The organism is Stenotrophomonas sp. YJH_SMC_105-26, assembly GCF_059368915.1.
In genome coordinates, this window is record NZ_JCAFSD010000002.1 from 95,205 (window position 1) to 120,806 (window position 25,602).

Genomic DNA, 25,602 nt, shown 5'->3' on the forward strand with positions numbered 1-25,602 from the left:
AGCGCACGGAATCTGTCAGAGGCGGGGCGGTGTGGGTAGGCAGGACCGTTGGCGCCATGGATGGCGCCATCGAGCCCCCATGGGTGAGGGCGCTTTGCTTGCGAAGCACTGCTTCGCAAGCGCCCGAACGCCCAGCCGCCAGCGGCTGGGCCGGACCCCGGAGGGGGGTTCACGGCGTGTCCTGCCTACCCACACCGCCCCGCCATCCCACGGAATGCCGCTTTTGCTGTTGCTGTTGCTGTTGCCGGCCAGCGGCCGGCACTACCGGCGGGTGCCGGGCGCAGCCCGGCCGGCCCCCCTCAATCCTGTTCGCGGTGGTACGTCGCCACGTCCTGCCAGCCCATCTCGCGGGCATGCCGGGCCATGCGCTCGGCCAGGAACACCGAGCGGTGCTTGCCGCCGGTGCAGCCGAACGCCACGGTCACGTAGCTGCGGGTGCCATCACCCAGTTTCGGCAGCCAGGTATCGAGGAAATCCATCAGCTGGGCCAGGTAGCGCTGCACGTCCGGTTGCGCTTCCAGATAGTCGCGTACACCCGGTTCGCGGCCGCTGAGCGCACGCAGGTCCGGATCCCAGTGTGGATTGGGCAGCACCCGCGCATCGAACACGAAGTCCGCTTCGGCGGGTACACCGCGCTTGTAGGCGAATGATTCGAACAGCAGCGACAGGCCGGTGGCATGGTCCATCGCGAACTCGGTGATGATCCGCCGCCGCAGTTGGTGCACGTTGAGGTTGCTGGTATCGATCACCGCATCGGCCTCGCGGCGCAATGGCGCGGTCAGCTCGCGCTCGCGGGCGATCGCCTCGGGCAATGACAGGCCCAGCTGGCTCAGCGGATGGCGGCGGCGGGTGTCGGCATAGCGCTTGAGCACCGTTTCGTCGCTGGCCTCGAAGAACAGTACCTTCACTTCCACGCCGGCGTCGGTGGCCAGCTGCCGCCAGTCGCCCAGCTGGCTCAGGTCGGCCTGGCCGCGCACGTCGATGCCCACCGCCAGCCGGCGCGGCGCGCTGCCATCGTGGTTGGCCAGCAGGCTGCGCACGAAGTCCGGCAGCAGGTGGATCGGCAGGTTGTCCGAGCAGTAGTAGTCCTGATCCTCGAAGGTCTTCAGGGCGACGGATTTACCCGAGCCGGACAGGCCGCTGACGATGATCAGGGTCGGGGCGGAGGGGGTGGCGGTGCTCATGGACAGGCTCTTCGAGGGGCAGGGGAATCAGGGTGTTCGCCGTTCCAGCAGATTGCTGTGGCGGGCGATGAACATCGCTGCCGGATCAATGCCCTTGGTGCGCAGGATGTGCAGGCGGGTGGCGGCTTCGGTCAGCACGGCCAGGTTGCGGCCGGGCATCACCGGCAGGGTGATCAGCGGAACGTCGAGGTCCAGCACATGGCGGGTGCCCGAGTCGCCGGTCAGGCGCTCGTAGCCATGCGGGGTGGGTTCGGTCATCGGCTTGGTCAGGTGGACGATCAGCCGAAGGTACTTGTTCTTCTTTACAGCCGTGTCGCCGAACATCTCGCGCACATTCAGCACGCCCAGGCCGCGCACTTCCAGCAGGTCCTGCAGCAGTTCGGGGCAGGTACCGTCGAGCACGTCCGGGGCGATCTGGGTGAATTCGGGCGCATCGTCGGCCACCAGGCGATGGCCGCGGCTTAGCAGCTCCAGCGCCAGCTCGCTCTTGCCCGACCCGGCCTCACCGGTGATCAGCACGCCGATGGAATAGATCTCCATGAACACGCCATGCAGGATCACCCGCGGCGCCAGCGTGCGCGCCAGGTGGTAGGACAGGTGGTTGAGCAGTTCGTGGCCGCGCTTGGGCGACAGCCACAGTGGTGTACCGGATTCATCGGCGGCCGCGCGCAGGTCTTCCGGGCACGCCTGGTTGCGGGTCAGCACCAGCGCCAGCGGATGCGACTGCATGATCTTCTCGATGGTCTCCCAACGCTGGCGGGGTTCCAGCGCGTCCAGCCAGGACAGTTCCTCGGTGCCCAGGATCTGCACCTTGTTGGGATAGATCGCATTGAGGTAGCCGGCCAGCGACGGACGCCGCGAGACCGTGTTGCCGGCCTCCAGCTCGCGTTTCTCACCGGATTTGCCAGCGGCCCAGCGCAGCCCCAGCCGCTCGCGCTGCTGTTCGAACAGTTCACGGGCGGTGATGCTGGTATTCATGCGGCACTCGCAGGTGGGGTCATGTCCAGCGCCTCGCGCAGCGCCCGGGCATCGCCGGCTTCGCGCAGGGCCTGGCGGATGTCCGGTGCGGAAAACAGCTCGGCCAGCTCGGACAGCAGCATCAGGTGCTGGTGGGTGTAGTGGGCGGGGACGGCCATCGCGAACACCAGGTCCACCGGTTCGTCGCCGCCGAAATCGACCGGGGTCGCCAGTCGCAGCAGGGCGCCACGGGGACGGTCCAGGGTCGGCGCGCGGCCGTGGGGAATGGCGATGCCGTGGCCGATCGCGGTGCTGCCCAGGGCTTCGCGCTGGCACAGGTTCAGATAGATCTGTTCGGCGTTGGCCTGGCGGCAGGCCAGCAACCCGGCGGCGGCCTGCAGGACGCTGTCACGGTCGGTGGCCGTGCAGAGCTGGGTCTGCACGGCCGCCAGGAGGTCAGTCAGGGGCATGTCTGCGGGGAACGGTGGCGATCAGCCACCATTGTCGCCCACCGGCAGCGGTGCGTGCTGCTGTTTTTTTTCCTTGTGCTTGATGACCAGGCGGTCAAGCTTGTCCGCGAGCAGGTCGATCGCGGCATACATGGTCTGGCCGCCGGCCTCGGCGTGCAGGGTCTGCCCCGGAATGTTGAGGCTGGCGTCGACGTGGTGTTCGGTCTTCTGCAGCTTGAGGGTCACCCGCGCTTCGCAGTGCTGGTCGAAGTGTTTTCCGATCCGGGCCAGCTTCTCCTCTACATAGGACTGCAGGGCCGGGGTGACTTCGACGTCTTTGCCAAACGTTTCGATGCGCATCGGGTTTCTCCTGTGTTCGGATGTGCCAATGAACCTCTCCGCCGGGCGCGGCGGCGCGTCAAGCGATTCTGACCCTTTCGTGCGAGGCGGAAATGTTCATGGCTTCACGATACTTCGCCACGGTGCGTCGCGCTACTGGAATTCCCGACGATTTGAGCAGGTCAGCCAGCTTGGCGTCAGAAAGCGGCTTGCGCGGGTTCTCGTCGTCGATCAGGCGGCGGATCATTGCCTGGATGGCCGTGCTGGACGCCTCGCCACCGCCTTCGGTATCGATGCCCGAGGCGAAGAAGGCGCGCAGCGGCAGGGTGCCGCGCGGCGTGCGCACGTGCTTGCGGGCGATCGCGCGCGACACCGTGGATTCGTGCAGGCCCAGCTCGGCGGCGATCTCGCGCAGGGTCAGCGGGCGCAGCGCCTGCTCGCCGAATTCGAGGAAGCCGGCCTGTTGCAGGATCAGGCTGCGCACCACCCGCAGCAGGGTTTCACCGCGCTGCTGCAGGCCCTTCAGCAGCCAGCGCGCCTCCTGCAGCTGGCCGCGCAGGTAGCCGGCGTCGGCCTCGCCACAGCGGCGGATCAGCTGTTCGTAGCCACGGTGGATCACCACCTTCGGCCCGGCATGGGCCGCCAGCGCTGCGCGCCAGATGCCGTTCTGCCGCCACACCACCACGTCGGGCACCACATAGGTGTCCTGCGACAGCGGCGCGATCTGCGTGCCCGGACGCGGGTCCAGCGAGCGCAGCAGCGCGACCGCCGTCTCGACCTCGTCCAGCGGCTGTTTCAGTTCATGCGCCAGCCCGGAGACGCCACTGCGCGGCAGCCGTTCCAGCGGGCCTGCGGCAATCTGTCGCGCCAGCGCCAGCCCCGGCGTGTCGGCAGGCAACACGTCCAGCTGCAGCTGCAGGCACTCGCCGAGCGTGCGCGCGGCAACGCCGACCGGGTCGAAACGCTGGATGCGATGCAGCACCGCGAGGATTTCATCCTCACCGGCATGGACCGCCGGCAGCAGGGTTTCGGCGATGGTGGCCAGCGGTTCGCGCAGGTAACCATCGTCGTCCAGGGCATCGATCAGTGCAGCGCCGATGCTGCGGTCATGCGTGGAAAGATGCGACAGGTGCAGCTGCCACAGCAGGTGGTCGGCCAGCGTTTCGGTTTCCGCCACGCGCTCGGCGGCACTGCCGGTGTCATCGTCATCGTCGAAGCTGCCACCACTGCCGGCGGCACTCCAGTCGAGTTCGGCCGGCGCCCAGTCGTCGCCGTTGTCGGTGCGTTCGGCGGGCGCGTCGGCATCGGTGCTGTCGCTGGCCTCATTGGCGGCACTGCTGTCGTTGCTGTCGGCCCAGTCCAGCAGCGGATTGCTCTCCACGGCCTGGGCGATTTCAAGCTCCAGCTCGGTCGTGGACATCTGCAGCAGCTTGATCGCCTGCTGCAGCTGGGGCGTGAGCACCAGCTGTTGTCCCAACGATGTCTGCAGCCGAGTCTTCATGCCTGTGCCGAACGGAAGGAAAGGGACCCGGCGCCTGCGGTCACAGCTTGAAGGAATCCCCAAGGTAGACGCGACGTACGTCGGCGTTGTCCAGGATCGCCTCCGGCGAGCCCTGGGCCAGCACGGTGCCCTCGGCGAGGATATACGCGCGGTCGCAGATTCCCAAGGTCTCGCGCACGTTGTGGTCGGTGATCAGCACGCCGATGCCACGCTGCTTGAGATGGGTGACGATGCGCTGGATTTCACCCACCGAGATCGGGTCGACACCGGCAAACGGTTCGTCGAGCAGGATCAGGCGCGGCTGCGCGGCAAGTGCGCGGGCGATCTCGCAGCGACGACGTTCGCCACCGGACAGGCTGGCGCCGAGCTGGTCGGCCACATGGCCCAGCTGCAGCTCGTCGAGCAGGCTGTTCAATTCGCGTTCGCGGCCGGCCGAATCCAGGTCTTCGCGAAGCTCCAGTACCAGGCGGAGGTTGTCGGCCACCGTCAGCTTGCGGAACACCGACGGCTCCTGCGGCAGGTAGCCCACGCCCTGCTTGGCACGGGTGTACATCGGATCGCTGGTGATGTCCTTGCCGTCGAGCACGATGCTGCCGGCATCGGCGGCGACCAGGCCGACGATCATGTAGAAGCAGGTGGTCTTGCCGGCACCGTTGGGGCCGAGCAGGCCCACCACTTCACCGGCGTCGAGGGTCAGCCCGAAGTCCTTGACGACTTCGCGCTGCTTGTAGCGCTTGCGCAGGCCCTTGGCGACGAGCATTACTTCTTGCTCCCGGCCGGCTTGGCCGACGTGCTGGCCGGCGCCGCCGCCTTGGGCGTGGCCGCCGGCTGTGCCGCCGCGTTCTTGTTCTTCGGCGGAATGACGGTGCGCACGCGGCTGCCATCGCCACCGGAATTCATTTCGCCGCTACGGGTGTTGTAGACCATGCGCTGGCCGGCATTGGTGCCGCGCGCGCTGGTGACCTTGTAGTTGCCGGTCAGGGTGATGATCTCGGTCTTGATGTCGTAGTCGATGCGATCAGCCACCGCGTCCATCCAGGTGCCATCGTCGAGCTGCTGCTTCATCGTGGCCTGCTTGCCGGTGAACACCGCACGCACGGCCTCGCCGTCCTTCAGGTAGATCTCGGCTTCGGACGAGCGGATGTCCAGCGAGCCCTGGGTGACGGTCACGCCCTGCGAGAGCACGGTCTTGCCATCGCCGGTGAGCACGCCCGACTGCGCGCCGGAGTCGATGTTCATGTTCTCGTTGCGGTCGGTGGACTTGGCAAAGGCAGCGCTGGGAACAAGGAGACCGAGCGCGAGTACGGCTGCAAAGGGAATCTTCATCGGGGTCCGTTCTACCGGTGGGGCCGCCCGGGAAACCGGGGGCGGATGGGTGGGCTGCCTGCCTTGCGCCTGTCCGGGGACGTCGCAGGAGGGCGGCGGAATCAGCGTCGGGGCGTGTAACGGCCCTTGGACTGGCTGAGGAAATGATACGTGTTGTTCTTCGAATCCACCTCGAAGCCAACGCCGGACTGTTCCATGCCGGGGCGGGTCATGGTGACCAGCGCATCGGTGCGGGCACGGTTCTCCTTCGGGAACACGTCCAGGTGGTCGGTGCGGAAGGTGGTCGGCACCACGCCCGGATCGGCCGGGCTGTCGCCGGCGACATTGCCGCGCAGCTTCATCTGGTCGCCCTTGGCGCTGAGCCAGCCCGTCTCGGCACGCAGGGTCCAGTGCTTGCCATCCTTGTCCGGCATCTCGAACAGCGGCGTGGCGATGTTGATGGTCTGGTCGCCACGCTGGCGCTCCAGCAACGGTGCGCGCAGGGTGGTCGATTCCTTGCCGTGCTCATCCAGGGCGACGACCTGGAAGTCGTGCAGGACGTAGTCCACGCCGACATCCTGGCCGGCAGTGGCCGGACCCTTGTCGCGGTTGCGCAGGGCCGCCCAGCTGCTGAGCAGGGCCGCCAGCAGCAGGCCGATGCCGAGCAGGGTGCGCCAGTTCAGGCTCGGCAGGTTCATGCGCCGAACCTCGCCAAGACCGCGTCCACATGACCCTGCGCGGCCAGCAGGATGTCACACAGCTCACGGGCTGCACCACGTCCGCCGTCGGCGCGGGTCTGCCAATGCACGCGCTCGGCGATCCACGGGTGGGCGTTGGCCGGCGCCACCGCCAGGCCGACCGCGCCCAGCGGTGCCAGGTCCGGCAGGTCGTCGCCCATGAAGGCCACCTGCTCCAGACCGATGCCGTGCTGCGCACACAGCGCCTGCACGCTGGCCAGCTTGTCGCCCACGGCGATCTGGGTATCGATGCCGAGGTCGGCGCCGCGCCTGAGCGCGGACTGGCTGTTGCGCGCGGTGATCAGCACGGGGTGGATGCCGTGCTGCTGCAGCAGTTTCAGGCCCAGGCCATCCTGCACGAAGTACGCCTTGCTCTCGTTGCCGTCCTTGTCGTAGTACAGCCGACCGTCGGTGAGGGTGCCGTCCACGTCGAAGCAGGCCAGGCGGACGCGGGCCGCGGCGGCATGCAGGTGGGCGGGGAAGGCGGGCAGGGGGGACCAGGGCATCAGGGTGGCAGGCTCGGTGGATTCGGGTTGGGACGGTACAGACTGAATGGGGTCTACGGACTGTCGGTTAAACCACCCGGGCCCGCAACAGGTCATGAATGTTCAGGGCACCGACCGCCCGGCCCTGGTCGTCAACCACGATCAGGCCCGTGATCTTGTGGGTCTCCATCAGCCGGGCAGCCTCCACCGCCAGCTGGTCGGCGCCGATGGTACGTGGGTTGCGGGTCATCACATCGGCGATCTTCGCGGTGCGCACGTCCAGCGCGCTGTCCAGCGCCCGGCGCAGGTCACCGTCGGTGAACAGGCCGATCAGCACACCGTCGGCATCGACCACGGCGGTCATGCCCAGCCGCTTGCGGCTCATTTCGACCAGCGCCTCGCTGAGGCTGGCGTCGGCCCCCACGCTGGGCAGGTCCTCCCCGGTGTGCATGACGTCGGTGATATGCAGCAGCAGGCGGCGGCCGAGGCTGCCGGCCGGGTGCGAGCGGGCGAAATCGTCGGCGGTGAAGCCGCGTGCGTCGAGCAGGGCCACGGCCAGCGCATCGCCCATCGCCAGCGAGGCGGTGGTGCTGGAGGTCGGCGCCAGCGCCAGCGGGCAGGCCTCGGCCGGCACGCTGACGTCCAGGTGGATATCGGCGGCGGTGGCCAGGCTGGACTGCGGGCGGCCGGTCATGGAAATCAGCACGTTGCCCTGGCGCTTGAGCACCGGCAGCAGCATCAGCACTTCGTCCGATTCGCCCGAATAGGACAGGGCCAGCACCACGTCGGCCTCGGTGATCATGCCCAGGTCACCATGGCCGGCTTCGCCCGGATGCACGTAGAACGCGGGAGTGCCGGTGGAGGCCAGCGTAGCGGCGATCTTGCGGGCGATGTGCCCGGACTTGCCCATGCCGGTGGCGACCACCCGGCCGCGGCTGGCCAGGATCGCCTGGCAAGCCTGCTGGAAGGCCTCGCCGAGGCGGTCGGCCACGGCATCCAGCGCCTGCCGCTCGATCTCGAAGACGCGGCGGCCGCTGGCGACCAGGCCGGCAGGGTCGACGGAACGGGGGGGCAACAGGGATTCGGCCATGCGGACGCCACGCAGCGGAAGTAGAATGGAGGCACATTTTATTAGGAAAGCCCGTTGGACGCCGACACCATCCGCAACCTGATCGAAACCGGCCTGCCCGGCGCCCGCGCCGACGTGCAGGGCGACGATGGCGTGCATTTCGAAGCGACCGTGGTCTGCGAGGCCTTTGCCGGCAAGATGCCGCTGGCCCGCCACCGGATGGTCTATGCCACCCTGGGCGACCTGATGGGCGGCGCGATCCACGCGCTGGCGCTGAAAACCGTGACCCCGGCCGAAGCCGGCTGAACCGCAGAAGATCCCGAATACATGGCCAAGATCGTTGTGACCGGCGGCGCTGCGCTGCACGGTGAAGTGAGCATCTCCGGCGCCAAGAACGCCGTCCTCCCCATTCTCTGCGCGACCCTGCTGGCCGATGCGCCGGTGGAGATCACCAACGTGCCGCACCTGCACGATGTGGTCACCACGGTGAAGCTGCTGGGTGAACTGGGTGCCAAGGTCACCATCGACCAGGGCACGCTGTCGCGCGGCAGTGCGATCGTGGTCGACCCGCGTCCGGTCAACCAGCATGTTGCCCCGTACGAGCTGGTCAAGACCATGCGCGCCTCGATCCTGGTGCTGGGCCCGCTGCTGGCCCGCTTCGGCGCGGCGGAAGTGTCGCTGCCCGGCGGCTGCGCGATCGGCTCGCGTCCGGTCGACCAGCACATCAAGGGCCTGCAGGCGCTGGGCGCCGAGATCGTGGTCGAGAACGGCTTCATCAAGGCCACGGCCAAGCGCCTGAAGGGCGGCCATTTCACCTTCGACATGGTCAGCGTTACCGGCACCGAGAACGTGCTGATGGGCGCGGTGCTGGCCGAAGGCACCACCATCCTCGACAACTGTGCGATGGAACCGGAAGTGACCGATCTGGCGCATTGCCTGATCGCGCTGGGCGCGAAGATCGAAGGCCTGGGCACTGCCCGCCTGGTCATCGAAGGCGTCGAGCGCCTGTCCGGCGGCCGCCATGAAGTGCTGCCCGACCGCATCGAGACCGGCACCTTCCTGGTGGCTGCGGCGATGACCGGCGGCAAGGTCACGGTCAACCGTGCGCGCCCGAACACCATGGACGCGGTGCTGTCCAAGCTGGTCGAAGCCGGTGCGAAGATCGAGACCACCGACGACACCATCACCCTGGACATGCAGGGCAAGCGGCCGAAGGCGGTCAACCTGACCACCGCACCGTACCCGGCGTTCCCGACCGACATGCAGGCGCAGTTCATGGCGCTCAACTGCGTGGCCGACGGCGTCGGCGTGATCAACGAAACGATCTTCGAAAACCGTTTCATGCACGTCAACGAGTTGCTGCGCCTGGGCGCGGACATCCAGGTCGAAGGCCACACCGCCATCGTGCGGGGCAGCGAGCACCTGAGTGGCGCACCGGTGATGGCCACCGACCTGCGTGCCTCGGCCTCGCTGATCCTGGCCGGCCTGATGGCCAGCGGCGAGACCACCATCGACCGCATCTACCACCTTGACCGTGGCTACGAGAACATCGAAGAGAAGCTGTCTTCGCTCGGTGCCACCATCCGGCGCGTGCCATGATCCTGCGCGGCAAGTTCAGCCCGCGTCGCAAGGCGCTGCTGGCGCTGGTGCTGATCGTGCTGGCGTGGCTGGGCTACGCCTGGTACGCCAACATCGCCATCACCCAGGGCATCGAGCAGAAGGACATGGACTGGAATGGCGATGGCACGGTCTCGCGCGACGAGATCATCGAGTCGTTCTATGCGGTTGCGGTGAATGACAGCCAGGACGGCAACCGCCATTGCCGCACCTTCGTCTGGCGCAGCACCGGCGAGCAGATCCGCGTGGACTGCCGTACCGAGTTCAAGCCGGCGGCGGCCGAAGAAAAGAAGTAAGAAAAACGCCCGCGAAAGCGGGCGTTTTCTTTTCGCGGGGCCTGGGGTCGGAGCCCTTTCCATCGGAAAGGGCTCCGGCCCCAGCCACACAACCGGGGTCAGAGCCCGTCCCCGAGGGGACGGGATCCGACCCCGGCACTCAGTTCATCGCCTTGATGGTCAGGTCCAGGGCATCGCGGTCGTTCTCCCGCTGCAGCATGCGTGCCGGCACCGGGAACTCCGGCACGATCCAGGCGATCAGCTCCTTGTTGCCGTCGGCACGCGAGACCTTGGTCGCTTCGTAGCTCTTGCCGCCCACGGTGATCGACTCCTTGCCGATCACGCGGTAGGTCATGTTCTTGATGCGGCCTTCGTCGACCATGCGATAGGTCAGCGGCTTGCCGGCGGCGAGGTCACGGGCGATCGCCAGGTTGATCAGCAGCGCGTCCATGTCACCGGATTTCAGTGCGATAGGTCCAGCGCGGTCCGGCTTGATGTCGCCGGTCCAGGTGGCCTGGTTGCTGGTCCAGTTGTAGTTGGCCTGCACGTTGCGCTTCTTCACCAGCAGCGCCGAACGGTCCTGGCTGCTGAGCGGGCGCAGCTGGCCGCGCACTTCTTCGAACACGGTGCTCTGGCTCAGGTCGGCCAGCTGGTTCTTCACCTGCAGCGTGTAGCGCCACTTGTTGGCACCCTCGCTGCTCAGCGTCATGCTGCCATTGGCCTGCATGCCCATGTAGCTGGCCAGGTAATCGGCCTTGAACGGCTGCAGGGCCATGGCCGGCAGGCTGGCCACCGACAGCGCGGCTGCAGCGATCCAGGTGAGGGGGCGGGTCAGGGTGCTCATGCTCAGACTCCTTGGTATTCGATCAGGCGCAGATCGACGCGGTCTTCGCCGTCTTCGCGTTGCAGGATGCGCACCGGGGTGGGGACACCGTTGGCGATCCAGAGGATGGTTTCGTTGTTGCCGCCGTTGGTCCGGTAGACCCGCAGCGCGTTGTAGGACAGGTCGCCGACCTCGACGTTCTCGGTCTGCGGCGCGGCCTGGTAGTCGTGCTGGCGGACCTTGCCCATGTCCACGTAGCGGTAGTGCATGGTGGCACCCGGACGGGCATCCCGCATGATCGCCAGGTTGATCAGCAGGGCGCTCTGGTCGCCCGGCTGCAGCGGAATCGGCTGCGCACGCTTCTTCTCGACGTCGCCGGTCCACTGCGCGGTACCGGCCTGCCAGTTGTACGTGCCAACCGCCTTCTTGCCCAGGAACAGGCCCTTGCGCACCGTGCTCTGGCTCAGCGGTGCATAGGCGCCGGCGCGCTCCTCGAACACCGTGCTCTGCTCGATGTTCAGGCCCAGCACGCTGGCAAAGCCGCGGCGGCCGACCACCTGCATGTCGACCCGCCACTGGTTGCCGCCGGTATGGGTGACCTGCATGCTGGCGTCGCCGGCCTCCTTGCCTTTGTAGAAGGCCTGGTAGGTGGCGCTGAACGGCTGCAGCGGCGGCGGTTCCCACGCCAAGGCCGGCAGGGCCGGGGCCGCCGCTTCGGCCGGCGGTTGCACCGCTGGCACCGGCGCCGGAGCCGGCGAGGCAGGCGCCTGCGCCTGGCCCCAACCCACGCCGGGGAGCACGACAAGCGACAGCAGCAGCGAAGTGGACAGCAGGGTCGTGGTCTTCATGGAAGAGAGGAGCCGCAGGAGGTGGGCAGGATGCCAGCCCCGCAGTCAGCGGGGCGTGTGCGTGGGCGTTACCGGTTCAGGTTCCCGGCGGAATCTAGGGCCAGCGGGCTAAACAGGGGGTGACCGTCCAGTTGCGGCTGGCCCTCCCGTTCAGTCAGGCGGCCGGCGCACAGCAGCTGCAGCGTGGCGATCAGCAGGGGATGCTCCACCGCCAGCACACGCGCGGCCAGGGTGTCGGCGTCATCGCCGGGCAGCACCGGTACCCGCACCTGGGCCAGCACGGCGCCGGCGTCCAGCTCGGGTACGACCAGGTGCACGCTGGCACCGTGCTCGGCATCGCCTGCATCCAGTGCCCGCGCATGCGTGTCCAGCCCCTTGTGCAGCGGCAGCAGCGACGGGTGGATGTTGACCAGGCGGCCATTGAAGCGCTGCACGAAGGCGGCGCCGAGTATGCGCATGTAGCCGGCGCAGACGATCCAGTCCGGTGCGACCGCGGCCAGTGCGTCGCCCAGTGCCTGCTCGTAGGCGGCGCGGTCGTCGAATTCCTTCGGCGCATGCGCCCAGCGCAGGTTGGCGCTGACCCGCTGCAGCGCGGCGGCGGCCGGGCGGTCGGAAAATACGCCGACGACCTCGGCGCGCAGGCGTCCCGCAGCGATGGCATCGAGGATGGCCTGCAGGTTGCTGCCGCGGCCGGAGGCAAGCACGGCAATGCGGGTGGGCGCGGTCATTGCGGGGTACTCCGGCGGATCAGCGGCCAGGTCAGCAGGCTGCCCACGGTGGCCATCAGCATGTCGGCATGGGCGTCCCACATGTCGCCCTGCTGCCCGTTGTAAGCCTCGGCGGCGTCCGGCGACAGGGCGAGCGCGATGGCCCATTCGAACCACTCGTAGACCAGGCTGGCGCACATCACCGTCATCACCGCCAGGGTGAAGGCCTGGCCGCGGCGCAGCGCCGGCCAGGCGTGACGTGCCAGCTGCAGCAGTGCCGGCGTGAAACAGACGCCGAACAGGAAGTGGATGAGGCGGTCGAAATGATTGCGCTGCCAGCCGAACGCCGTATTCGGCGACCAGCCGATCAGCGCCTGCGTCCACCCGTCGTAGGGAACGTTCGAGTACAGCCAGCGGGCGGCCACACAGTGCAGCGCGATGAAGCCGCAGATCGCGATGAAGGCACCGTTGCCCAGCCAGCCACCCCGGCGGTCGACCCACAGCAGGGCGCCCAGGCCGATCACGGTCAGCGTGCTGTGCAGCGCCTGCTCGGTGGGCCACAGCGGCTGGATCCAGCTGACCGCGAATACCGCCAGCACGGCAGCGAAGGCCAGCTTCTTGGGGCGCGAGAAACGGAAGGCGCTGGGCGAAGCGGTCGTGGGGAGGGCAGGCGCGGACATGGGAAGTCGATCAGGAAAGGGCGGGGCGTCTGCCGGCAAGTTCAGACGCGGAGATGGTCGCCGCGGTCGAACAGGGCGGCCATGTCAGGCTTGGACAGGAACACCCAGGCATAGGCGGTCAGGGCCATGCCCAGCGGACCGGCCAGCACCGCCAGCCAGGCCGCGCGCTGGCACCAGGCCAGCCCGGTGCGGCGCGACAGCAGGCGCGCGGTGTGCAGCTGCACGAAGCCCAGCGCGGCAGCCAGCGCTGAAACGACGCCGTACACGGTGGCCAGTACCGCGCCATCGTCCAGCCCGCGCGAGCTGGCAACCAAGCCGATGAAACCGAGGAAGGCCAGCGCGGCCATCCAGTGGAAAACCGCCAGCGCGTAGAACAGCACCTTCAGCGTCTGCAGGTGGCTGCCCAGCTGAAGGTGCGCCAGGGTCTGCTGCGGCAGCGGCGGCGGTGCGCCCGGGCTCGTCATGCCGCCGTGCCCGCTGTGTCGAACGCGGCCTTGACCTGCGGACGCAGCAGCGTGATCAGGCTGAGTACTCCCAGCACGGTACCGATCGGCGTGAACAGACAGGCCAGCCCGGCCACGATCAGGCACAGCAGGTAGCGGCGGCGGCGGGCCAGGCAACGGCCGGCGTAGGCCACGAACGCGCCCAGGGTGACGCCACCGAACACGATGACACAGCCGATCACGACGAACATCCAGCCGAACACGCGCTGTTCGGCCGGCGACGAGGGCTGGCCGCCGGAGTTCATCGGCAGGTTGCCGGTGAGCGCGGTGACGCCGAGCACGATGTGGACGATGAAGATCAGCGAGAACAGCGCGATCAGGCCGCCGACCACGTAGTGCGCGATTGACAGCATGCGCAGGTGGTCGGCGTCCTGGGGGCTGAACGCCGGTACCGCCGTCGTTGGCGGCGGCACGGGGGTAGGGGGCAGCGGGGGCATTGCGTCCATGCGGGCTCCTCGGGGCCGGGTTCAGCCGATGTGGACGCGCTCGGCGCCTTCAGCAGTGACCACCTGGCCGATGGTCCAGTGGTCCAGGCCCTGCGCCTTGACCGCCTCGGACACGGCGGCGACCTGGTCGGCTGCCACGATCAGCACGAAGCCGATGCCGCAGTTGAAGGTGCGCCACATCTCGCTGTCGGCCACGGCGCCTTCCTTCTGCAGCCACTGGAACACCGGCGGCAGGGTCCAGGACGATGCCTGGATGTCCAGGCCGAGGCCGTCGGGCACCACGCGGATGATGTTCTCGGTCAGGCCGCCACCGGTGATGTGGGCCATGCCGTGGATGGCCTCGCCGTGCGACTTCAGCAGTGCCAGGATCGGCTTCACGTACAGGCGGGTCGGTGCCATCAGCGCGTCGACCAGCTTCACGCCGCCCTCCAGCTCCAGGTCGGCCGGGCGGCCGGCGCGGTCGTAGATGCGGCGCACCAGCGAGTAGCCGTTGGAGTGCGGACCGGACGAGGCGATGCCGATCAGCACGTCGCCGGCGGCCACGCTGGCGCCGTCCTTCAGCTCGCTCTTCTCGACTGCGGCGACCGTGAAGCCGGCCAGGTCGTACTCGCCCGGGGCATACATGTCGGGCATTTCAGCGGTTTCGCCGCCGATCAGCGCGCAGCCGGCCTCGGTGCAGCCGTTGGCGATGCCGCCCACGACCGCTGCGGCGGTGTCGATGTCCAGCTTGCCGGTGGCGAAGTAGTCCAGGAAGAACAGCGGCTCGGCACCCTGCACCAGCACGTCGTTCACGCACATGGCGACCAGGTCGATACCGATCGTATCGTGGCGGTTCAGCTGGTGGGCCAGCTTCAGCTTGGTGCCCACGCCATCGGTACCCGACACCAGCACCGGCTCGCGGTACTTGTTGGACAGGTCGAACAGGGCGCCGAAGCCGCCCAGGCCGCCCATCACTTCCGGGCGGAAGCTGCGCTTGACCAGGGGCTTGATCCGCTCGACCAGCGCGTTGCCGGCGTCGATGTCGACACCCGCGTCACGGTAGGTGAGGGGGGAAGGGGCGGAAGACGGGGTGTTGGTCACGGGCGTCGGCGCTGGCAGGGGTTGAATGAGCGATTTTAACAGGCCGCATTGGCGCAAAGGCCGTATTCGGGCAACAATTCCCCCGGATTCGTCGAGCCAATGGATGTCCTGATGCGCCGCAGCCTGATTCTGACCCTGCTCCTTGCACTGAGCCTGCCGGTGGCCACGATGGCCCAGAGCGGCCTGCGCACCGAGGGAGATGTCGCCACCGCTTCGGGGGCCTACGAGGCCGAAGTGCCCGTCAACAGCCAGGCCGAGGCCGATCGCAACGGTGCCCTGGCCCGTGCCCTGAGCGTGGTGCTGGGCAAGCTGTCCGGCGACCGCAACGTGATGTCACGCCCCGGCGTGGTGCAGGCGCTGCGCAATGCCAAGGACTACGTGGCCAGCTACGACTACAAGCAGGACCAGAGCGTGGGTGCCAGCGGCGCACCGAGCTTCCGGACCCTGCTGGTGGCCCGCTTCCGCGATGATGACGTCGATTCGCTGGTCTCGGCGCTGGGCCTGCCGCTGTGGCCGCAGCCGCGACCGAAGCCGGTGCTGTGGCTGGCCGTCGACGACGGCAGTGGCCCGCGCCTGGTCAGCGTGCAGCAGGCCAATGCCGCCCGCCCGCTGCTGAACCGCGCCATCGAGCGGGGTTACAAGCTGGGCCTGCCCAGCGGCGGTGCTGCCGAACAGGCCCTGGCCGGTGCCATCTGGCGCCAGGACAGCGCCGCCGTGGCCCGTGCCTCCTCGCGCTACTCACCGCCGATGCAGCTGATCGGCAAGCTTTACCGCGCCAACGGTGGCTGGCAGGCGGACTGGGTGTTCGTCGACAACGGCCGCGAACTGAACAAGTGGACCAGCAAGGACGCCAACGCCATGCGCGCGATGGCCGCCGGTGCCGACGGTGCCGCCGATGCGCTGGTCAAGCGCTATGCCAAGGCCGGCGTTGCCGTCGGCCAGGCCGGCACCTACCGCCTGGTGGTGACCGGCATCAACAGCGCCGATGACTACCTGCGGCTGGCCGCTGGCCTGCGCGAGGTGCCGGTGGTGCGCAGCGTCACCCCGCTGCACGCCTCGGCCGGCCAACTGGAGCTGAGCGTGGAGATGACCACCGGCCTGGCCGGCTTCAACCGCATGCTTGGCGACAACGGCGTGCTGGTGCCAAGCGCGCCGCTGCCGGCCCTGCCGACCCCGATCGATGACACCACCGGTGCCCCGGTGGCCGCGCCGGTCAGCAACGAGTACCGCCTGCGATGATCCTGAGCCCGGAAGCTGAAATCGCGCAGTTCCTGCGCCGGCTGAAGTACATCCTGTTCGCCGGCCTGATCGGCTGGGTGGTGTGGCTGCTGGCGCCGATCCTGACCCCGTTCGTGCTGGCACTGGCGCTGGCCTGGCTGGGTGACCCCCTGGTGGACCGCATCGAGGCCACCGGCCGCTCGCGCATGACCGGCGTGGTGCTGGTGTTCGCAGCGATGGTGCTGGTGATCGTGGCACTGCTGCTGGTGCTGGTGCCGATGATCGAGCGCCAGATCACCACCCTGATCGCGGCCGCGCCGCAGGCGCAGGCGTGGCTGATGCAGACCGGCATCCCCTGGTTCGAGCACAAGACCGGCCTGGAAGTGATGCAGTGGCTGGATCCGGACCGCCTGATCGAATGGGTGCGCAGCCATTGGCAGCAGGCCGGCGGCTTCGCCACCACGTTCATGGGCTACGTCTCGCGTTCGGGCTTTGCGATGGTGACCTGGGTGGTCAACATCCTGCTGCTGCCGATCCTGGCGTTCTACTTCCTGCGCGACTGGGACAAGCTGGTCGAGCGGGTGGCCTCGGTGATTCCGCGCAACCAGATCGGCACCATCAGCGCGCTGGCGCGTGAATCCAACGAGGTGCTGGGTGCGTTCATCCGTGGCCAGTTCCTGGTGATGCTGGCGCTGGGCGTGATCTACGCCGGTGGCCTGTCGCTGGTCGGCCTCAAGCTGGGCCTGCTGATCGGCCTGATTGCCGGCCTGATCAGCTTCATCCCGTACCTGGGCGCGACCACCGGCGTGCTGATGGCGGTGATCGCCGCGCTGGTGCAGGCGCAGGGCTTCGACCTGAAGCTGCTGATCCTGGTCGGCGTGGTGTTCACCGTGGGCCAGCTGCTGGAAAGCTACGTGCTGACCCCGCGCATCGTCGGCGACAAGATCGGCCTGCACCCGGTGGCGGTGATCTTCGCGGTGATGGCCGGCGGCCAGCTGTTCGGCTTCCTCGGCATGCTGCTGGCGCTGCCGGTAGCGGCGGTGACCAACGTGCTGCTGCGCTATGCCCACCAGCGCTATCGGCAGAGCGAACTGTACGTGGGCGAGAAGCCGGCGATCGTGCTTGATGGCGTGGTCGACGCGCCCCATATCATCGTTCCGGACGACAAGGGCCCCGACCTGAAGTGATGGGTGTGCCGCAACTGCCGCTGGCCCTGCATTACCCGCGGGACCAGCGCCTGGAGACCTTCATCGGCGCGCCGGATGGCGCGCTGGCGCAGCTGCGCGCGATCGCGGTTGGCGCCAGCCACGACTGGGTCTACCTGGAAGGTGCGGCGGGAACCGGCAAGACCCACCAGGCGCTGGCGATGTGCTCCAGCGCCGAGCAGGCCGGACGGTTGCCGACGTACGTGCCGCTGGCCAGCGCCGCCGGCCGTGTCCGTGCGGCGCTTGATGGGCTGGAAGCGCGCGAACTGGTGGCGCTGGACGGCCTGGACGAGGTTGCCGGCAACCGCGAGGATGAGATCGCGCTGTTCGATTTCCACAACCGTGCGCGCGCTGCGGGCGTGACCGTGCTGTACACGGCACAGAAGGCGCCGGGCGAACTGGGCCTGGTGCTGCCGGACCTGCGCTCGCGGCTGGGCCAGTGCGTGCGCGTGCTGCTGCAGCCGCTGGATGAGGAAGGGCGGGCGGCCGTGCTGCGCGAGCGTGCACTGCGACGCGGCCTGGCCATCGACGAAGCGGCCATCGAGTGGCTGCTGTCGCACACCGGCCGTGAGCTGGGTGGATTGATCACCCTGCTGGACTGGCTGGACCGCGAATCGCTGGCGGCGAAGCGGCGGATCACCGTGCCGTTCCTGCGCCAGGTGCTGGAAGAAGGCCGGCCTCGTTACTGAGGGATGTTGTTCGGCAGGGCTGCGCCCTGCACCCGCAGAAGCAACGTCAACGGCAGAAGTGGCTTCCTGAGGGGAGGCGGGGCGCTGTGGGCTTGCGGGGCCGCCGTAAACCCGTCCCTGGGGGCTTGGTCGCCGCATCCATGCGGCTCACACCCCGCAAGCCCACAGCGCCCCGCCTTCGACAGGTTCCCGCGATCTGCCTGGTCTCTGTACTGCACTGCTGTTGGTGGGTGTCGACCTTGGTCGATACGTGTCTTGCTTGTGGTGGGTGACGACCGTTGGTCGTCACCAGAGCGAAGCGACCCGCTTCTGCTTTTCTTTCTTTCTTCCGTTGCTGGACGCGCACGGAAACTGTCAGAGGCCGGGCGGGGTGGGTTCGCGGGGGTGTCCGCGGCATGGATGCCGCGGCCAAGCCCCCAGGGACGGGTTCACGGCGTCCCCCGCGAATCCACCCCGCCCGGCCAAGCAAGGCTACTGCTCTCAAAACGTCCAGCCACGAGGGGCTCAGCCGTTCGCCGCCAACTCCGCATCCAGCGCGCGCAGGCGATCCACGGTGCCGACGTCGGTCCAGCGCCCGCGATGGTGCTGCCCGGTCATCAACCCCTGCGCCATGAAGTGCTTCTGCAGCGGCACCACCGAGAACTTCGGTGGCAGCCGCTCGCTGCCCGGCGCATCGCCGATCACCGCGCGCCAGTCGGCCACGATCGAAGGACGGTACAGGCCGATGCCGGCATAGGTCAGGCACGGTCCTTCGCGATCGTGGTGCAGGAACCCCTGTGCATCCAGGCGGTAGTCACCATTCGGGTGCTGAACCGGATTGTCGACCAGCACCAGGTGCGCCTGGCCCTGCGGCTCGCGCGGCAGCGTGGCGAAATCGAAATCGGTCCAGATGTCGCCGTTCACTACCAGGAACGGGGCATCGCCCAGCACCGGCAGGGCGTTGAGGATGCCGCCGCCGGTTTCCAGCGGGGTCTGCCCTTCGTAGAGGAAATGCAGGCGCAGGCCCCACTGGCTGCCATCGCCAAGCGTCGCCGGGAACTGTTCGGCCAACCATGCGGTGTTGACCACCACCTCGCGCACGCCGAGTGCGGCCAGGCGTTCCAGGTGCCAGACGATCAACGGCTTGCCAGCCACTTCCAGCAGCGGCTTGGGCGTGTGCAGGGTCAAAGGGCGCATGCGCTCGCCGAGGCCGGCGGCAAAGACCAGTGCCTTCATCGGGCCACGCGCATCGGTGCACCCAGCTCGGCCAGCGCCGGCTTGATGCGGTCGTCCAGCAGCTGCTGCAGCGGTGCCAGCTCGCGGTAGCGCGGCAGCACTTCATCCAGATAGGTGATGAAGCGCGGTGCGTCGTCGAGGTAATGGCCCTTGTTGTCGCGGTAACGCAGCCGGCAGAACAGGCCCAGGATCTTCACGTGGCGCTGGATGCCCATCCAGTCGGCATCGCGCAGGAAGGTGGCGCGGTCGGGCACCGGCAGGCCGGTGTCGCGGGCGCGCTCGTGATACTGCGCCAGCCATTCGTCCACGCGTTGCAGTGGCCAGCTCAGGAAGGCGTCCTTGAACAGGCTCACCGCATCGTAGGCGATCGGGCCGCGCACCAGGTCCTGGAAATCCAGGACCGCGGGGCCGTCGTCGACCGGCATCAGGTTGCGCGGCATGTAGTCGCGGTGGGTCATCAGCTGGGCCTGGCCCAGCGCGTTGTCCATCAGGCGGCGATGCACCAGCTGCAGGCCTTCGATCTCGCCGCAGTCCAGTTCAAGGTTCAGGTGGCGCTGCAGGAACCATTCGTCGAACAGGCCGGCATCGCGCTGCAGCAGTGCTTCGCCGAACTGGCCGAAGTCGGCCGGCACCGGGATCGCCTGCAGGCGCAGCAGCTGCTCGATCGAACGACCGAACCATTCGTCAGCGTTGCGCTCGTCGAGGATCCTGGCCAGGGTCGGGCCGCCGAGATCTTCCAGCAGCAGGAAGCCGGCATCCAGGTCCTGCGCGAGCAGCATGGGCACGCGCAGACCGTTGTCGTGCAGCAGGCCGCGCATGCGCAGCCACGGCCGCGGATCTTCCAGCCCCGGCGGGGCGTCCATCACGATGTGGCTGCCGCGCGTGCTGGTGGCGCGCCAGTAGCTGCGCATGCCGGCGTCAACCGAAGCGCGTTCGACCACCGCGTTGGCATCATCGAGCTGGGTACGGGCCCACTGCAGGCGCTGCGCGCTGCGCTGGGGATCGGAGGCGGGTTCGGTCATGCGGGCATATCCGGGCGCGCCGGGCGCGCCAACGTCGGCAACAGGAAGGGAAGGGGGAGCGGCGTCAGCGGCGACCGCTGAACAGGCGCAGGACGGCCAGCACGGCCACCGCGCCCACCACCGCGCCGAGGAAACCGGCCGGTTCGCCGGGGGCGTACCAGCCCATGTACTGGCCGAACCAACCGGCCAGCAGGGCACCAAGGATGCCCAGCACGATGGTCAGCAGGCAGCCCATGCGGTTGTTGCCGGGCATGAAGAAACGCCCGAGCAGGCCGACGAAGAAGCCGACCAGCAGGATGTACAGCCAGCTGCTGCTGCCGAACAGACCATTCATGCGCGCGGATTCCGCTTGAGTGTGGACGCAGCCTAGCAAGGCCAGGCTGCGTCCGTCACGAGTGCCGGATCAGCAGCAGCCGTGGTCGCCGTGGCGGGTGCCGCTGTCGGCAGCCACCGGCGAGCCGCTGGTCTCGCCGCGCAGGCTGGCGGCGTAGTGCTCGCTGATCACCTTGGACACGCAGGCGGTGACCTTCTTGCCCATCGGGATGTGCAGGAACTCGTTCGGGCCATGCGCATTGGAGTGCGGGCCGAGCACGCCGGTGATCATGAACTGCGCGCCCGGGAACTTCTCGCCCAGCATGCCCATGAACGGGATCGAGCCGCCTTCGCCCATGTACATCGCCGGCTTGCCGAAGAAGGCCTGGCTGGCGTCGTCGATGGCCTGGGTCAGCCACGGCGCCATCGCCGGGGCATTCCAGCCGGTGGAGGCCTTTTCCAGGTCCAGGGTGACCTGCGCGCCGTTCGGCGGGTCGCGCAGCAGTGCTTCCTTCAGCAGCTCGCCGCAGGTCTTGCCATCGGCGGTCGGCGGCAGGCGCAGCGACAGCTTCACCGAGGTCTGCGGACGCAGCACGTTGCCGGCCGATTCCAGCGGCGGCATGCCACCGACGCCGGTGACCGACAGCGCCGGGCGCCAGGTGCGGTTGAGCACCAGCTCGGTCAGGTCCTCGTTCATGGGGCGCAGGCCGTCGACCATCGGGAACTTCTCGAAGATCTCGGTATCCACCACTTCGGCGGCACGCTTGGCCTGTTCCAGGCGCTCGGCCGGGATCTCCACGTTCATGCCGTCGATCAGGATGCGGCCGGTGTCCTGGTCCTCGATGCGCGAAAGGATCTGGCGCAGCAGGCGGAAGCTGGACGGGATCACGCCGGAGGCATCGCCGGAATGCACGCCTTCGTTGAGCACCTTCACGGTGAAATTGCCGCCGGTCAGGCCGCGCAGCGAGGTGGTGCACCACAGCTGGTCGTAGTTGGCGCAGCCCGAATCCAGGCAGACCACCAGCGACGGCTTGCCGATGCGGTCGGCCAGGTGGTCGACGTAGGCCGGCAGGTCATAGCTGCCGGACTCTTCACACGCTTCGATCAGCACCACGCAGCGGGCGTGCGGCAGGCCCTGGGCCTGCAGTGCCAGTACCGCAGCCAGCGAGCCGAAGATCGCGTAGCCGTCGTCCGCACCGCCGCGGCCATACAGCTTGTCGCCGCGCAGGACCGGGGTCCACGGGCCGAGGTCGTCGTCCCAGCCGGTCATTTCCGGCTGCTTGTCCAGGTGGCCATAGAGCAGGATGGTGTCGTCGCCGGTTTCGGCGCCGGTAGCCGGAATTTCCAGGAAGATCAGCGGGGTACGGCCTTCCAGGCGCACCACTTCAACCTTCAGGCCGGGCAGCTGCTGGGCCTTGGCCCAGTTCTCCATCAGGGTGACCGCCTGTTCCATGTAGCCGTTCTGCACCCAATTGGCGTCGAACATCGGCGACTTGTTAGGAATGCGGATGTAGTCGACCAACTGCGGGACGATTTCGCTGTCCCACTTGTCATTGACGAATTGGCCGAGCTTGGCGCTGTCCATCTGAAACTCCGGTTGCATGGGCTGATCCGGCCATTCTACGCCTGTGCCGCGGGTAGGGTTTTTCCTACATCACGTCGGGTATTTGGCTGGCTTACGGAAATCCGGGAAACCGATAGGCTGTGCACATGTGGTGACGGACACTGTTCCTGCCGACGGGATTGCCGGTCGGGGCGGCCAGAATCACAGGGAGATACACGTCGTGCCTTGGTTTGTCGTGTTGAGGGCGCTGGTGCTGGTAGTGGGGATCGCTGGGGCGCATGCCGCCGAACCGATCGACATCAACCGCGCCGATGCCCAGGCGCTGCAGCAGGGATTGACGATGGTCGGAGCCGCCAAGGCCGAGGCGATCGTCGAGCACCGGCGCAGACACGGCCCGTTTCATCGCGTCGAGGACCTGACGCAGGTGAAGGGAATAGGGAAAGCGATCGTCGAGCGGAATCGACAGCGGATCACCGTAGGCAACAGGTTGTTGCCGGCGGATCCGGTACCCGGATCGGTACCGGTGCGGACCGTACCCAGGCGCTGACAGCAGGAATCGTCGGAACCAGCAGGAGGCTGGTTCACCGGTCACGGACAGGAAGGCCGTGACCACCGACCGCCGCAGGACGCGGCACCAATCACCAGGATGGTGGCATCACAGACCTGTGGAAGGGGCTGAGATACAAACAGGACAGACGCGGCCGCGTGCAGGATGCAACGCTACCCCCACAGCGCAGGATGCGAGGGGGCGGCAGCAGGCCGACAAGGACGTAACGATTGCCCGGTACGACACATGGCTGTGTCGCCGGGCAATTTCATTTCCGGCGCCTGGTTTTGCCGTGGCCACCACGGGCCGATGGTGTACGGTGGCCGCTCCGCATGGAAAGGACCCCGCTGGATGCTTGTGCACCGCCCCACGACCCTGATGCTCGCCCTGGCACTGACCCTGCCACTGCTGGCCCATGCCGCTGCGCCGACGCCGACAGTCAAGCCTGCGGCCGAAGCCAGCACCGCCGACGTGCGCGGGCCGACCGACCTGAAACCGGGCGAGTACCTGTGGCATCCGGAAATCTCGCCGACCGGCCCGATCGTGCTGGTGGTCAGCCTCGATGAGCAGCGTGCCTACGTGTACCGCAACGGCATCGCCATCGGCCTGACCACGATCAGCTCGGGCAAGGCCGGGCACGAGACGCCGACCGGCGTATTCACCATCCTGCAGAAGGACAAGGACCACAAGTCCAACCTCTACAACAGCGCGCCGATGCCCTACATGCAGCGGCTGACCTGGGATGGCATCGCCCTGCATGGCGGCAGCCTGCCCGGGCATCCGGCCTCGCATGGCTGCGTGCGCCTGCCGCAGGCGTTCGCGCAGAAGCTGTTCAGCGAAACCCAGCGCGGCGATACGGTGGTGGTGGCCGACGCCAAGAGTTCGCCGATGACCCTGGCCTATCCTTCGGTGCTGGCCCCGGTCAACGCGCGCGGCCAGGCTTTGCCGGAAACCGAGGGCGGGGCCCCGGCGCAGGCCTGGTGGGACGACAGCGCAGCCCCGGCCGGGCAGGTCGGCATCCTGGTCAGCCTGCATGACCAGCGCCTGTACGTGCTGCGCGATGGCGTGATGATCGGCGAGTCGCCGCTGAAGGCCGACGCCCTGCCCGCATTCCAGGGCACCACGCTGTTCGTGATGGGGCAGGGCTACAGCGATACGCCCAGCCCGCTGGACGTGAACCAGCGCCTGCACCAGTGGACGGCCTATCCGCTGCTGGGCCAGGATCGTGCCCAGGCCACCCCGGACCTGCTGGCCACGCCCTCGTTGCCAATGGCGCTGCCGGCCGATTTTGCCCGCCAGCTGTACCAGGTGCTGGTGCCGGGCACGACCCTGCTGGTGACCTCGTTGCCGGCGGTCCGCCCAAGCCCGGCTGAATCCGGAATGCAGCCGGTCTTGGAATCCGAGCCGCCAGGGTCCACCCTCAAGGGCAACTGAGTCCCCTCGTTGTGCCCATGACTGCATCCCGCCTGTGCCGGCTGGCCGCGTTCGGCCTGCTGGCGACCTCGGCCAGCGCCCCGGCGCTGGCACAGACGCCCGCCCTTGCCACCAGCGCTGATGATCTGGCTGCCTTGCTGTCGCGCAGTGCGCCCAAGGCTGACCGCCACGTGTTGCAGCTGGCGGCGCACGCCATGCGCTGTGCGTTGCAGCGTCCGGAGCTGGGCATCAACGGTGATCGTCTCAGCGTGATCGATTATTCGCGGCCCTCCACCGAGCCGCGCCTGTGGGTGTTCGACCTGGCCCACCAGCGCCTGCTGTTCGAGGAATGGGTGGCGCATGGCCGCAACAGCGGCGAGAACCGCACCCAGCACTTCTCCAACCGCGATGGGAGTTTCATGTCCAGCCTCGGCGCGTTTACCGCGCAGGAGACCTACATGGGCGGTAATGGATATTCGCTGCGCCTGGCCGGGCTGGAGCCGGGCTTCAACGACCGTGCGCGCGAACGCGCGATCGTCATCCACGGTGCGCCGTACGTGAACCCGGCCACCGCGCAGCTACAGGGGCGCTTGGGTCGCAGCCTGGGTTGCCCGGCGGTGCGCCTTTCGGTGGCCAAGCCGCTGATCGATGCGTTGCGTGGCGGCACGATGGTGTTTGCTTACTACCCTGACCAGGATTGGCTGAAGCACTCGCAGCTGCTGGCCGGCGGATGCGGTGGCCAGGGCACGCTCGCTACGCGGTGATGCATGATGGCGCGTGGCGTGATGCAATGCGCCGATGAACGTCGACTCCCTGTTGCACACTCCGAGCCAGGTCATTTCCAGCCTGGACTATCGTCGCGAACGCTGGCGGAATGGACTTGGCTGGACCCGCGAGATCCTGCGCCTGCCCGCACAGGGTGATGACTGGGCGCTGCGCCTGTCGGTGGCCGAGATCGAGCAGGACGCTGCGTTCTCCACCTTCCCCGGCGTGGAGCGAGAACTGGTGCTGCTGCAGGGCAATGGCGTGCGCCTGCGTTTCGAGGATGGCCGCGTGGCCCAGGTGCTGCCGCCGCACGGGCGGGTGCGCTTTGCCGGTGAAGAAGCGCTGCACGGTGAACTGGTCGATGGCACCACCCACGACTTCAACCTGATGTGGAAGCGCGAGCTGCTGCAGGCCGAACTGCTGCACCGGCCGCTGGTGGGATCGATGTTCTTCTTCTGCGAACCGGGCGTTGCGTGGGCGCTGCATCTGCTGGCCGGACAGGCGCAGTTCGGTGCCGATAGTGGCCTGCCGGCGCTGCAGGCGGGAGACACCGCGTGGTTGGCGGCGGGCGAGAGGCAACGGCATGCGCTCAGCGGTGGTGGCGAGTTGTTGGCGATACGGGTGAGCGCGGCGGGGGCATGATTCCT

31 protein-coding genes are annotated in these 25,602 nt (G+C 68.0%); 10 read left to right on the forward strand and 21 right to left on the reverse strand.

Annotated features, from left to right (window positions below; genetic code table 11):
• Positions 1-299 precede the first annotated feature (299 nt).
• The 10 genes from rapZ to AC5P7F_RS07400 all read right to left on the reverse strand — a co-directional run bounded on the left by rapZ (position 300) and on the right by AC5P7F_RS07400 (position 8,047).
• Positions 300-1,184 carry an RNase adapter RapZ gene (gene rapZ, locus AC5P7F_RS07355; RefSeq protein WP_014646231.1) on the reverse strand — a complete coding sequence of 295 codons (885 nt, stop codon included), beginning with the start codon at positions 1,182-1,184 and terminating at the stop codon, positions 300-302.
• Positions 1,185-1,211: 27 nt separating this feature from the next.
• Positions 1,212-2,162: an HPr(Ser) kinase/phosphatase gene (gene hprK / locus AC5P7F_RS07360; RefSeq protein ID WP_005408388.1), complete on the reverse strand. Its 951-nt coding sequence runs from the start codon at positions 2,160-2,162 to the stop codon at positions 1,212-1,214.
• A complete protein-coding gene (locus AC5P7F_RS07365) occupies positions 2,159-2,611 on the reverse strand; it encodes a PTS sugar transporter subunit IIA (protein ID WP_032130191.1) in 453 nt (150 codons plus the stop codon). Before AC5P7F_RS07365 ends, hprK begins: the two co-directional genes overlap by 4 nt.
• 21 nt (positions 2,612-2,632) lie before the next feature.
• Positions 2,633-2,950: a ribosome hibernation-promoting factor, HPF/YfiA family gene (gene hpf / locus AC5P7F_RS07370; protein ID WP_005415556.1), complete on the reverse strand. Its 318-nt coding sequence runs from the start codon at positions 2,948-2,950 to the stop codon at positions 2,633-2,635.
• A gap of 58 nt (positions 2,951-3,008) precedes the next feature.
• A complete protein-coding gene (locus AC5P7F_RS07375; RefSeq protein WP_014646233.1) occupies positions 3,009-4,430 on the reverse strand; it encodes an RNA polymerase factor sigma-54 in 1,422 nt (473 codons plus the stop codon).
• Positions 4,431-4,470: 40 nt separating this feature from the next.
• Positions 4,471-5,190 carry an LPS export ABC transporter ATP-binding protein gene (gene lptB / locus AC5P7F_RS07380; protein WP_005415558.1) on the reverse strand — a complete coding sequence of 240 codons (720 nt, stop codon included), beginning with the start codon at positions 5,188-5,190 and terminating at the stop codon, positions 4,471-4,473.
• Positions 5,190-5,756 (reverse strand): lipopolysaccharide transport periplasmic protein LptA, encoded by a 567-nt coding sequence (gene lptA / locus AC5P7F_RS07385; protein WP_032959333.1) that lies wholly within the window; start codon positions 5,754-5,756, stop codon positions 5,190-5,192. Before lptA ends, lptB begins: the two co-directional genes overlap by 1 nt.
• 101 nt (positions 5,757-5,857) lie before the next feature.
• A complete protein-coding gene (gene lptC, locus AC5P7F_RS07390; protein WP_014646235.1) occupies positions 5,858-6,433 on the reverse strand; it encodes an LPS export ABC transporter periplasmic protein LptC in 576 nt (191 codons plus the stop codon).
• A complete protein-coding gene (locus AC5P7F_RS07395; protein WP_014036245.1) occupies positions 6,430-6,978 on the reverse strand; it encodes a KdsC family phosphatase in 549 nt (182 codons plus the stop codon). The genes lptC and AC5P7F_RS07395 overlap by 4 nt, the downstream gene beginning before the upstream one ends.
• A 67-nt stretch (positions 6,979-7,045) precedes the next feature.
• On the reverse strand, positions 7,046-8,047 hold the full coding sequence (locus AC5P7F_RS07400; RefSeq protein ID WP_014646236.1) for a KpsF/GutQ family sugar-phosphate isomerase: 1,002 nt from the start codon (positions 8,045-8,047) through the stop codon (positions 7,046-7,048).
• 54 nt (positions 8,048-8,101) lie between these two features.
• Here AC5P7F_RS07400 and AC5P7F_RS07405 point away from each other — a divergent pair, with 54 nt between their 5' ends.
• The 3 genes from AC5P7F_RS07405 to AC5P7F_RS07415 are packed head-to-tail and all read left to right on the forward strand — an operon-like array spanning position 8,102 to position 9,939.
• A complete protein-coding gene (locus tag AC5P7F_RS07405; RefSeq protein WP_005408396.1) occupies positions 8,102-8,332 on the forward strand; it encodes a BolA family protein in 231 nt (76 codons plus the stop codon).
• A gap of 21 nt (positions 8,333-8,353) precedes the next feature.
• Positions 8,354-9,625 (forward strand): UDP-N-acetylglucosamine 1-carboxyvinyltransferase, encoded by a 1,272-nt coding sequence (murA, locus tag AC5P7F_RS07410; RefSeq protein ID WP_014646237.1) that lies wholly within the window; start codon positions 8,354-8,356, stop codon positions 9,623-9,625.
• Positions 9,622-9,939 (forward strand): hypothetical protein, encoded by a 318-nt coding sequence (locus tag AC5P7F_RS07415; protein WP_032957609.1) that lies wholly within the window; start codon positions 9,622-9,624, stop codon positions 9,937-9,939. The genes murA and AC5P7F_RS07415 overlap by 4 nt, the downstream gene beginning before the upstream one ends.
• Positions 9,940-10,078: 139 nt before the next feature.
• Here the strand turns inward: AC5P7F_RS07415 and AC5P7F_RS07420 are convergent, their stop codons facing one another.
• The 7 genes from AC5P7F_RS07420 to purM all read right to left on the reverse strand — a co-directional run bounded on the left by AC5P7F_RS07420 (position 10,079) and on the right by purM (position 15,005).
• Positions 10,079-10,762 carry a DUF3108 domain-containing protein gene (locus AC5P7F_RS07420; protein WP_014036249.1) on the reverse strand — a complete coding sequence of 228 codons (684 nt, stop codon included), beginning with the start codon at positions 10,760-10,762 and terminating at the stop codon, positions 10,079-10,081.
• A gap of 2 nt (positions 10,763-10,764) precedes the next feature.
• Positions 10,765-11,589, reverse strand: a complete 825-nt coding sequence (locus AC5P7F_RS07425; RefSeq protein ID WP_046429311.1) for a DUF3108 domain-containing protein — start codon at positions 11,587-11,589, stop codon at positions 10,765-10,767.
• A 68-nt stretch (positions 11,590-11,657) separates the two neighbouring features.
• A complete protein-coding gene (gene purN / locus AC5P7F_RS07430) occupies positions 11,658-12,317 on the reverse strand; it encodes a phosphoribosylglycinamide formyltransferase (RefSeq protein WP_049441056.1) in 660 nt (219 codons plus the stop codon).
• A complete protein-coding gene (locus tag AC5P7F_RS07435; protein WP_164077931.1) occupies positions 12,314-12,976 on the reverse strand; it encodes a DUF2238 domain-containing protein in 663 nt (220 codons plus the stop codon). The genes purN and AC5P7F_RS07435 overlap by 4 nt, the downstream gene beginning before the upstream one ends.
• 41 nt (positions 12,977-13,017) lie before the next feature.
• Positions 13,018-13,440, reverse strand: coding sequence for a hypothetical protein (locus tag AC5P7F_RS07440; protein ID WP_014646242.1), 423 nt, complete (start codon positions 13,438-13,440; stop codon positions 13,018-13,020).
• Complete coding sequence (locus tag AC5P7F_RS07445) at positions 13,437-13,925, reverse strand: hypothetical protein (protein WP_032957615.1); 489 nt, start codon at positions 13,923-13,925, stop codon at positions 13,437-13,439. Before AC5P7F_RS07445 ends, AC5P7F_RS07440 begins: the two co-directional genes overlap by 4 nt.
• Positions 13,926-13,946: 21 nt before the next feature.
• The gene (gene purM / locus AC5P7F_RS07450) at positions 13,947-15,005 is read right to left on the reverse strand and encodes a phosphoribosylformylglycinamidine cyclo-ligase (protein ID WP_014646244.1); all 1,059 of its coding nucleotides are present in this window, start codon (positions 15,003-15,005) and stop codon (positions 13,947-13,949) included.
• Positions 15,006-15,104: 99 nt separating this feature from the next.
• Between purM and AC5P7F_RS07455 the strand changes: the two genes are divergently transcribed.
• The 3 genes from AC5P7F_RS07455 to hda are packed head-to-tail and all read left to right on the forward strand — an operon-like array spanning position 15,105 to position 18,117.
• A complete protein-coding gene (locus tag AC5P7F_RS07455) occupies positions 15,105-16,244 on the forward strand; it encodes a DUF8605 domain-containing protein (RefSeq protein WP_164077930.1) in 1,140 nt (379 codons plus the stop codon).
• Complete coding sequence (locus AC5P7F_RS07460; protein WP_014646246.1) at positions 16,241-17,410, forward strand: AI-2E family transporter; 1,170 nt, start codon at positions 16,241-16,243, stop codon at positions 17,408-17,410. The genes AC5P7F_RS07455 and AC5P7F_RS07460 overlap by 4 nt, the downstream gene beginning before the upstream one ends.
• Positions 17,410-18,117, forward strand: a complete 708-nt coding sequence (hda, locus tag AC5P7F_RS07465) for a DnaA regulatory inactivator Hda (RefSeq protein ID WP_014646247.1) — start codon at positions 17,410-17,412, stop codon at positions 18,115-18,117. The genes AC5P7F_RS07460 and hda overlap by 1 nt, the downstream gene beginning before the upstream one ends.
• 504 nt (positions 18,118-18,621) lie before the next feature.
• Here hda and murU read toward each other — a convergent pair.
• From murU to AC5P7F_RS07485, 4 genes are all read right to left on the reverse strand, one after another.
• Positions 18,622-19,332 carry an N-acetylmuramate alpha-1-phosphate uridylyltransferase MurU gene (gene murU, locus AC5P7F_RS07470; RefSeq protein WP_164077012.1) on the reverse strand — a complete coding sequence of 237 codons (711 nt, stop codon included), beginning with the start codon at positions 19,330-19,332 and terminating at the stop codon, positions 18,622-18,624.
• On the reverse strand, positions 19,329-20,354 hold the full coding sequence (locus AC5P7F_RS07475) for an aminoglycoside phosphotransferase family protein (RefSeq protein ID WP_111205814.1): 1,026 nt from the start codon (positions 20,352-20,354) through the stop codon (positions 19,329-19,331). The genes murU and AC5P7F_RS07475 overlap by 4 nt, the downstream gene beginning before the upstream one ends.
• 64 nt (positions 20,355-20,418) lie before the next feature.
• Positions 20,419-20,688 carry a GlsB/YeaQ/YmgE family stress response membrane protein gene (locus AC5P7F_RS07480; protein ID WP_005415577.1) on the reverse strand — a complete coding sequence of 90 codons (270 nt, stop codon included), beginning with the start codon at positions 20,686-20,688 and terminating at the stop codon, positions 20,419-20,421.
• A gap of 69 nt (positions 20,689-20,757) precedes the next feature.
• Complete coding sequence (locus tag AC5P7F_RS07485; RefSeq protein ID WP_032957377.1) at positions 20,758-22,251, reverse strand: M20 family metallopeptidase; 1,494 nt, start codon at positions 22,249-22,251, stop codon at positions 20,758-20,760.
• 199 nt (positions 22,252-22,450) lie between these two features.
• On the opposite strand from AC5P7F_RS07485, the gene AC5P7F_RS07490 reads away from it, so the two are divergent.
• The 4 genes from AC5P7F_RS07490 (at position 22,451) to AC5P7F_RS07505 (ending at position 25,597) form a co-directional block, all read left to right on the forward strand.
• Positions 22,451-22,777, forward strand: a complete 327-nt coding sequence (locus AC5P7F_RS07490; RefSeq protein ID WP_014036262.1) for a ComEA family DNA-binding protein — start codon at positions 22,451-22,453, stop codon at positions 22,775-22,777.
• Positions 22,778-23,128: 351 nt separating this feature from the next.
• Positions 23,129-24,211: a L,D-transpeptidase gene (locus AC5P7F_RS07495; protein ID WP_111205815.1), complete on the forward strand. Its 1,083-nt coding sequence runs from the start codon at positions 23,129-23,131 to the stop codon at positions 24,209-24,211.
• A 17-nt stretch (positions 24,212-24,228) separates the two neighbouring features.
• Positions 24,229-24,954 carry a murein L,D-transpeptidase catalytic domain family protein gene (locus AC5P7F_RS07500; RefSeq protein ID WP_032957373.1) on the forward strand — a complete coding sequence of 242 codons (726 nt, stop codon included), beginning with the start codon at positions 24,229-24,231 and terminating at the stop codon, positions 24,952-24,954.
• A 34-nt stretch (positions 24,955-24,988) separates the two neighbouring features.
• Complete coding sequence (locus AC5P7F_RS07505) at positions 24,989-25,597, forward strand: HutD/Ves family protein (RefSeq protein WP_049441065.1); 609 nt, start codon at positions 24,989-24,991, stop codon at positions 25,595-25,597.
• Positions 25,598-25,602: the final 5 nt, after the last annotated feature.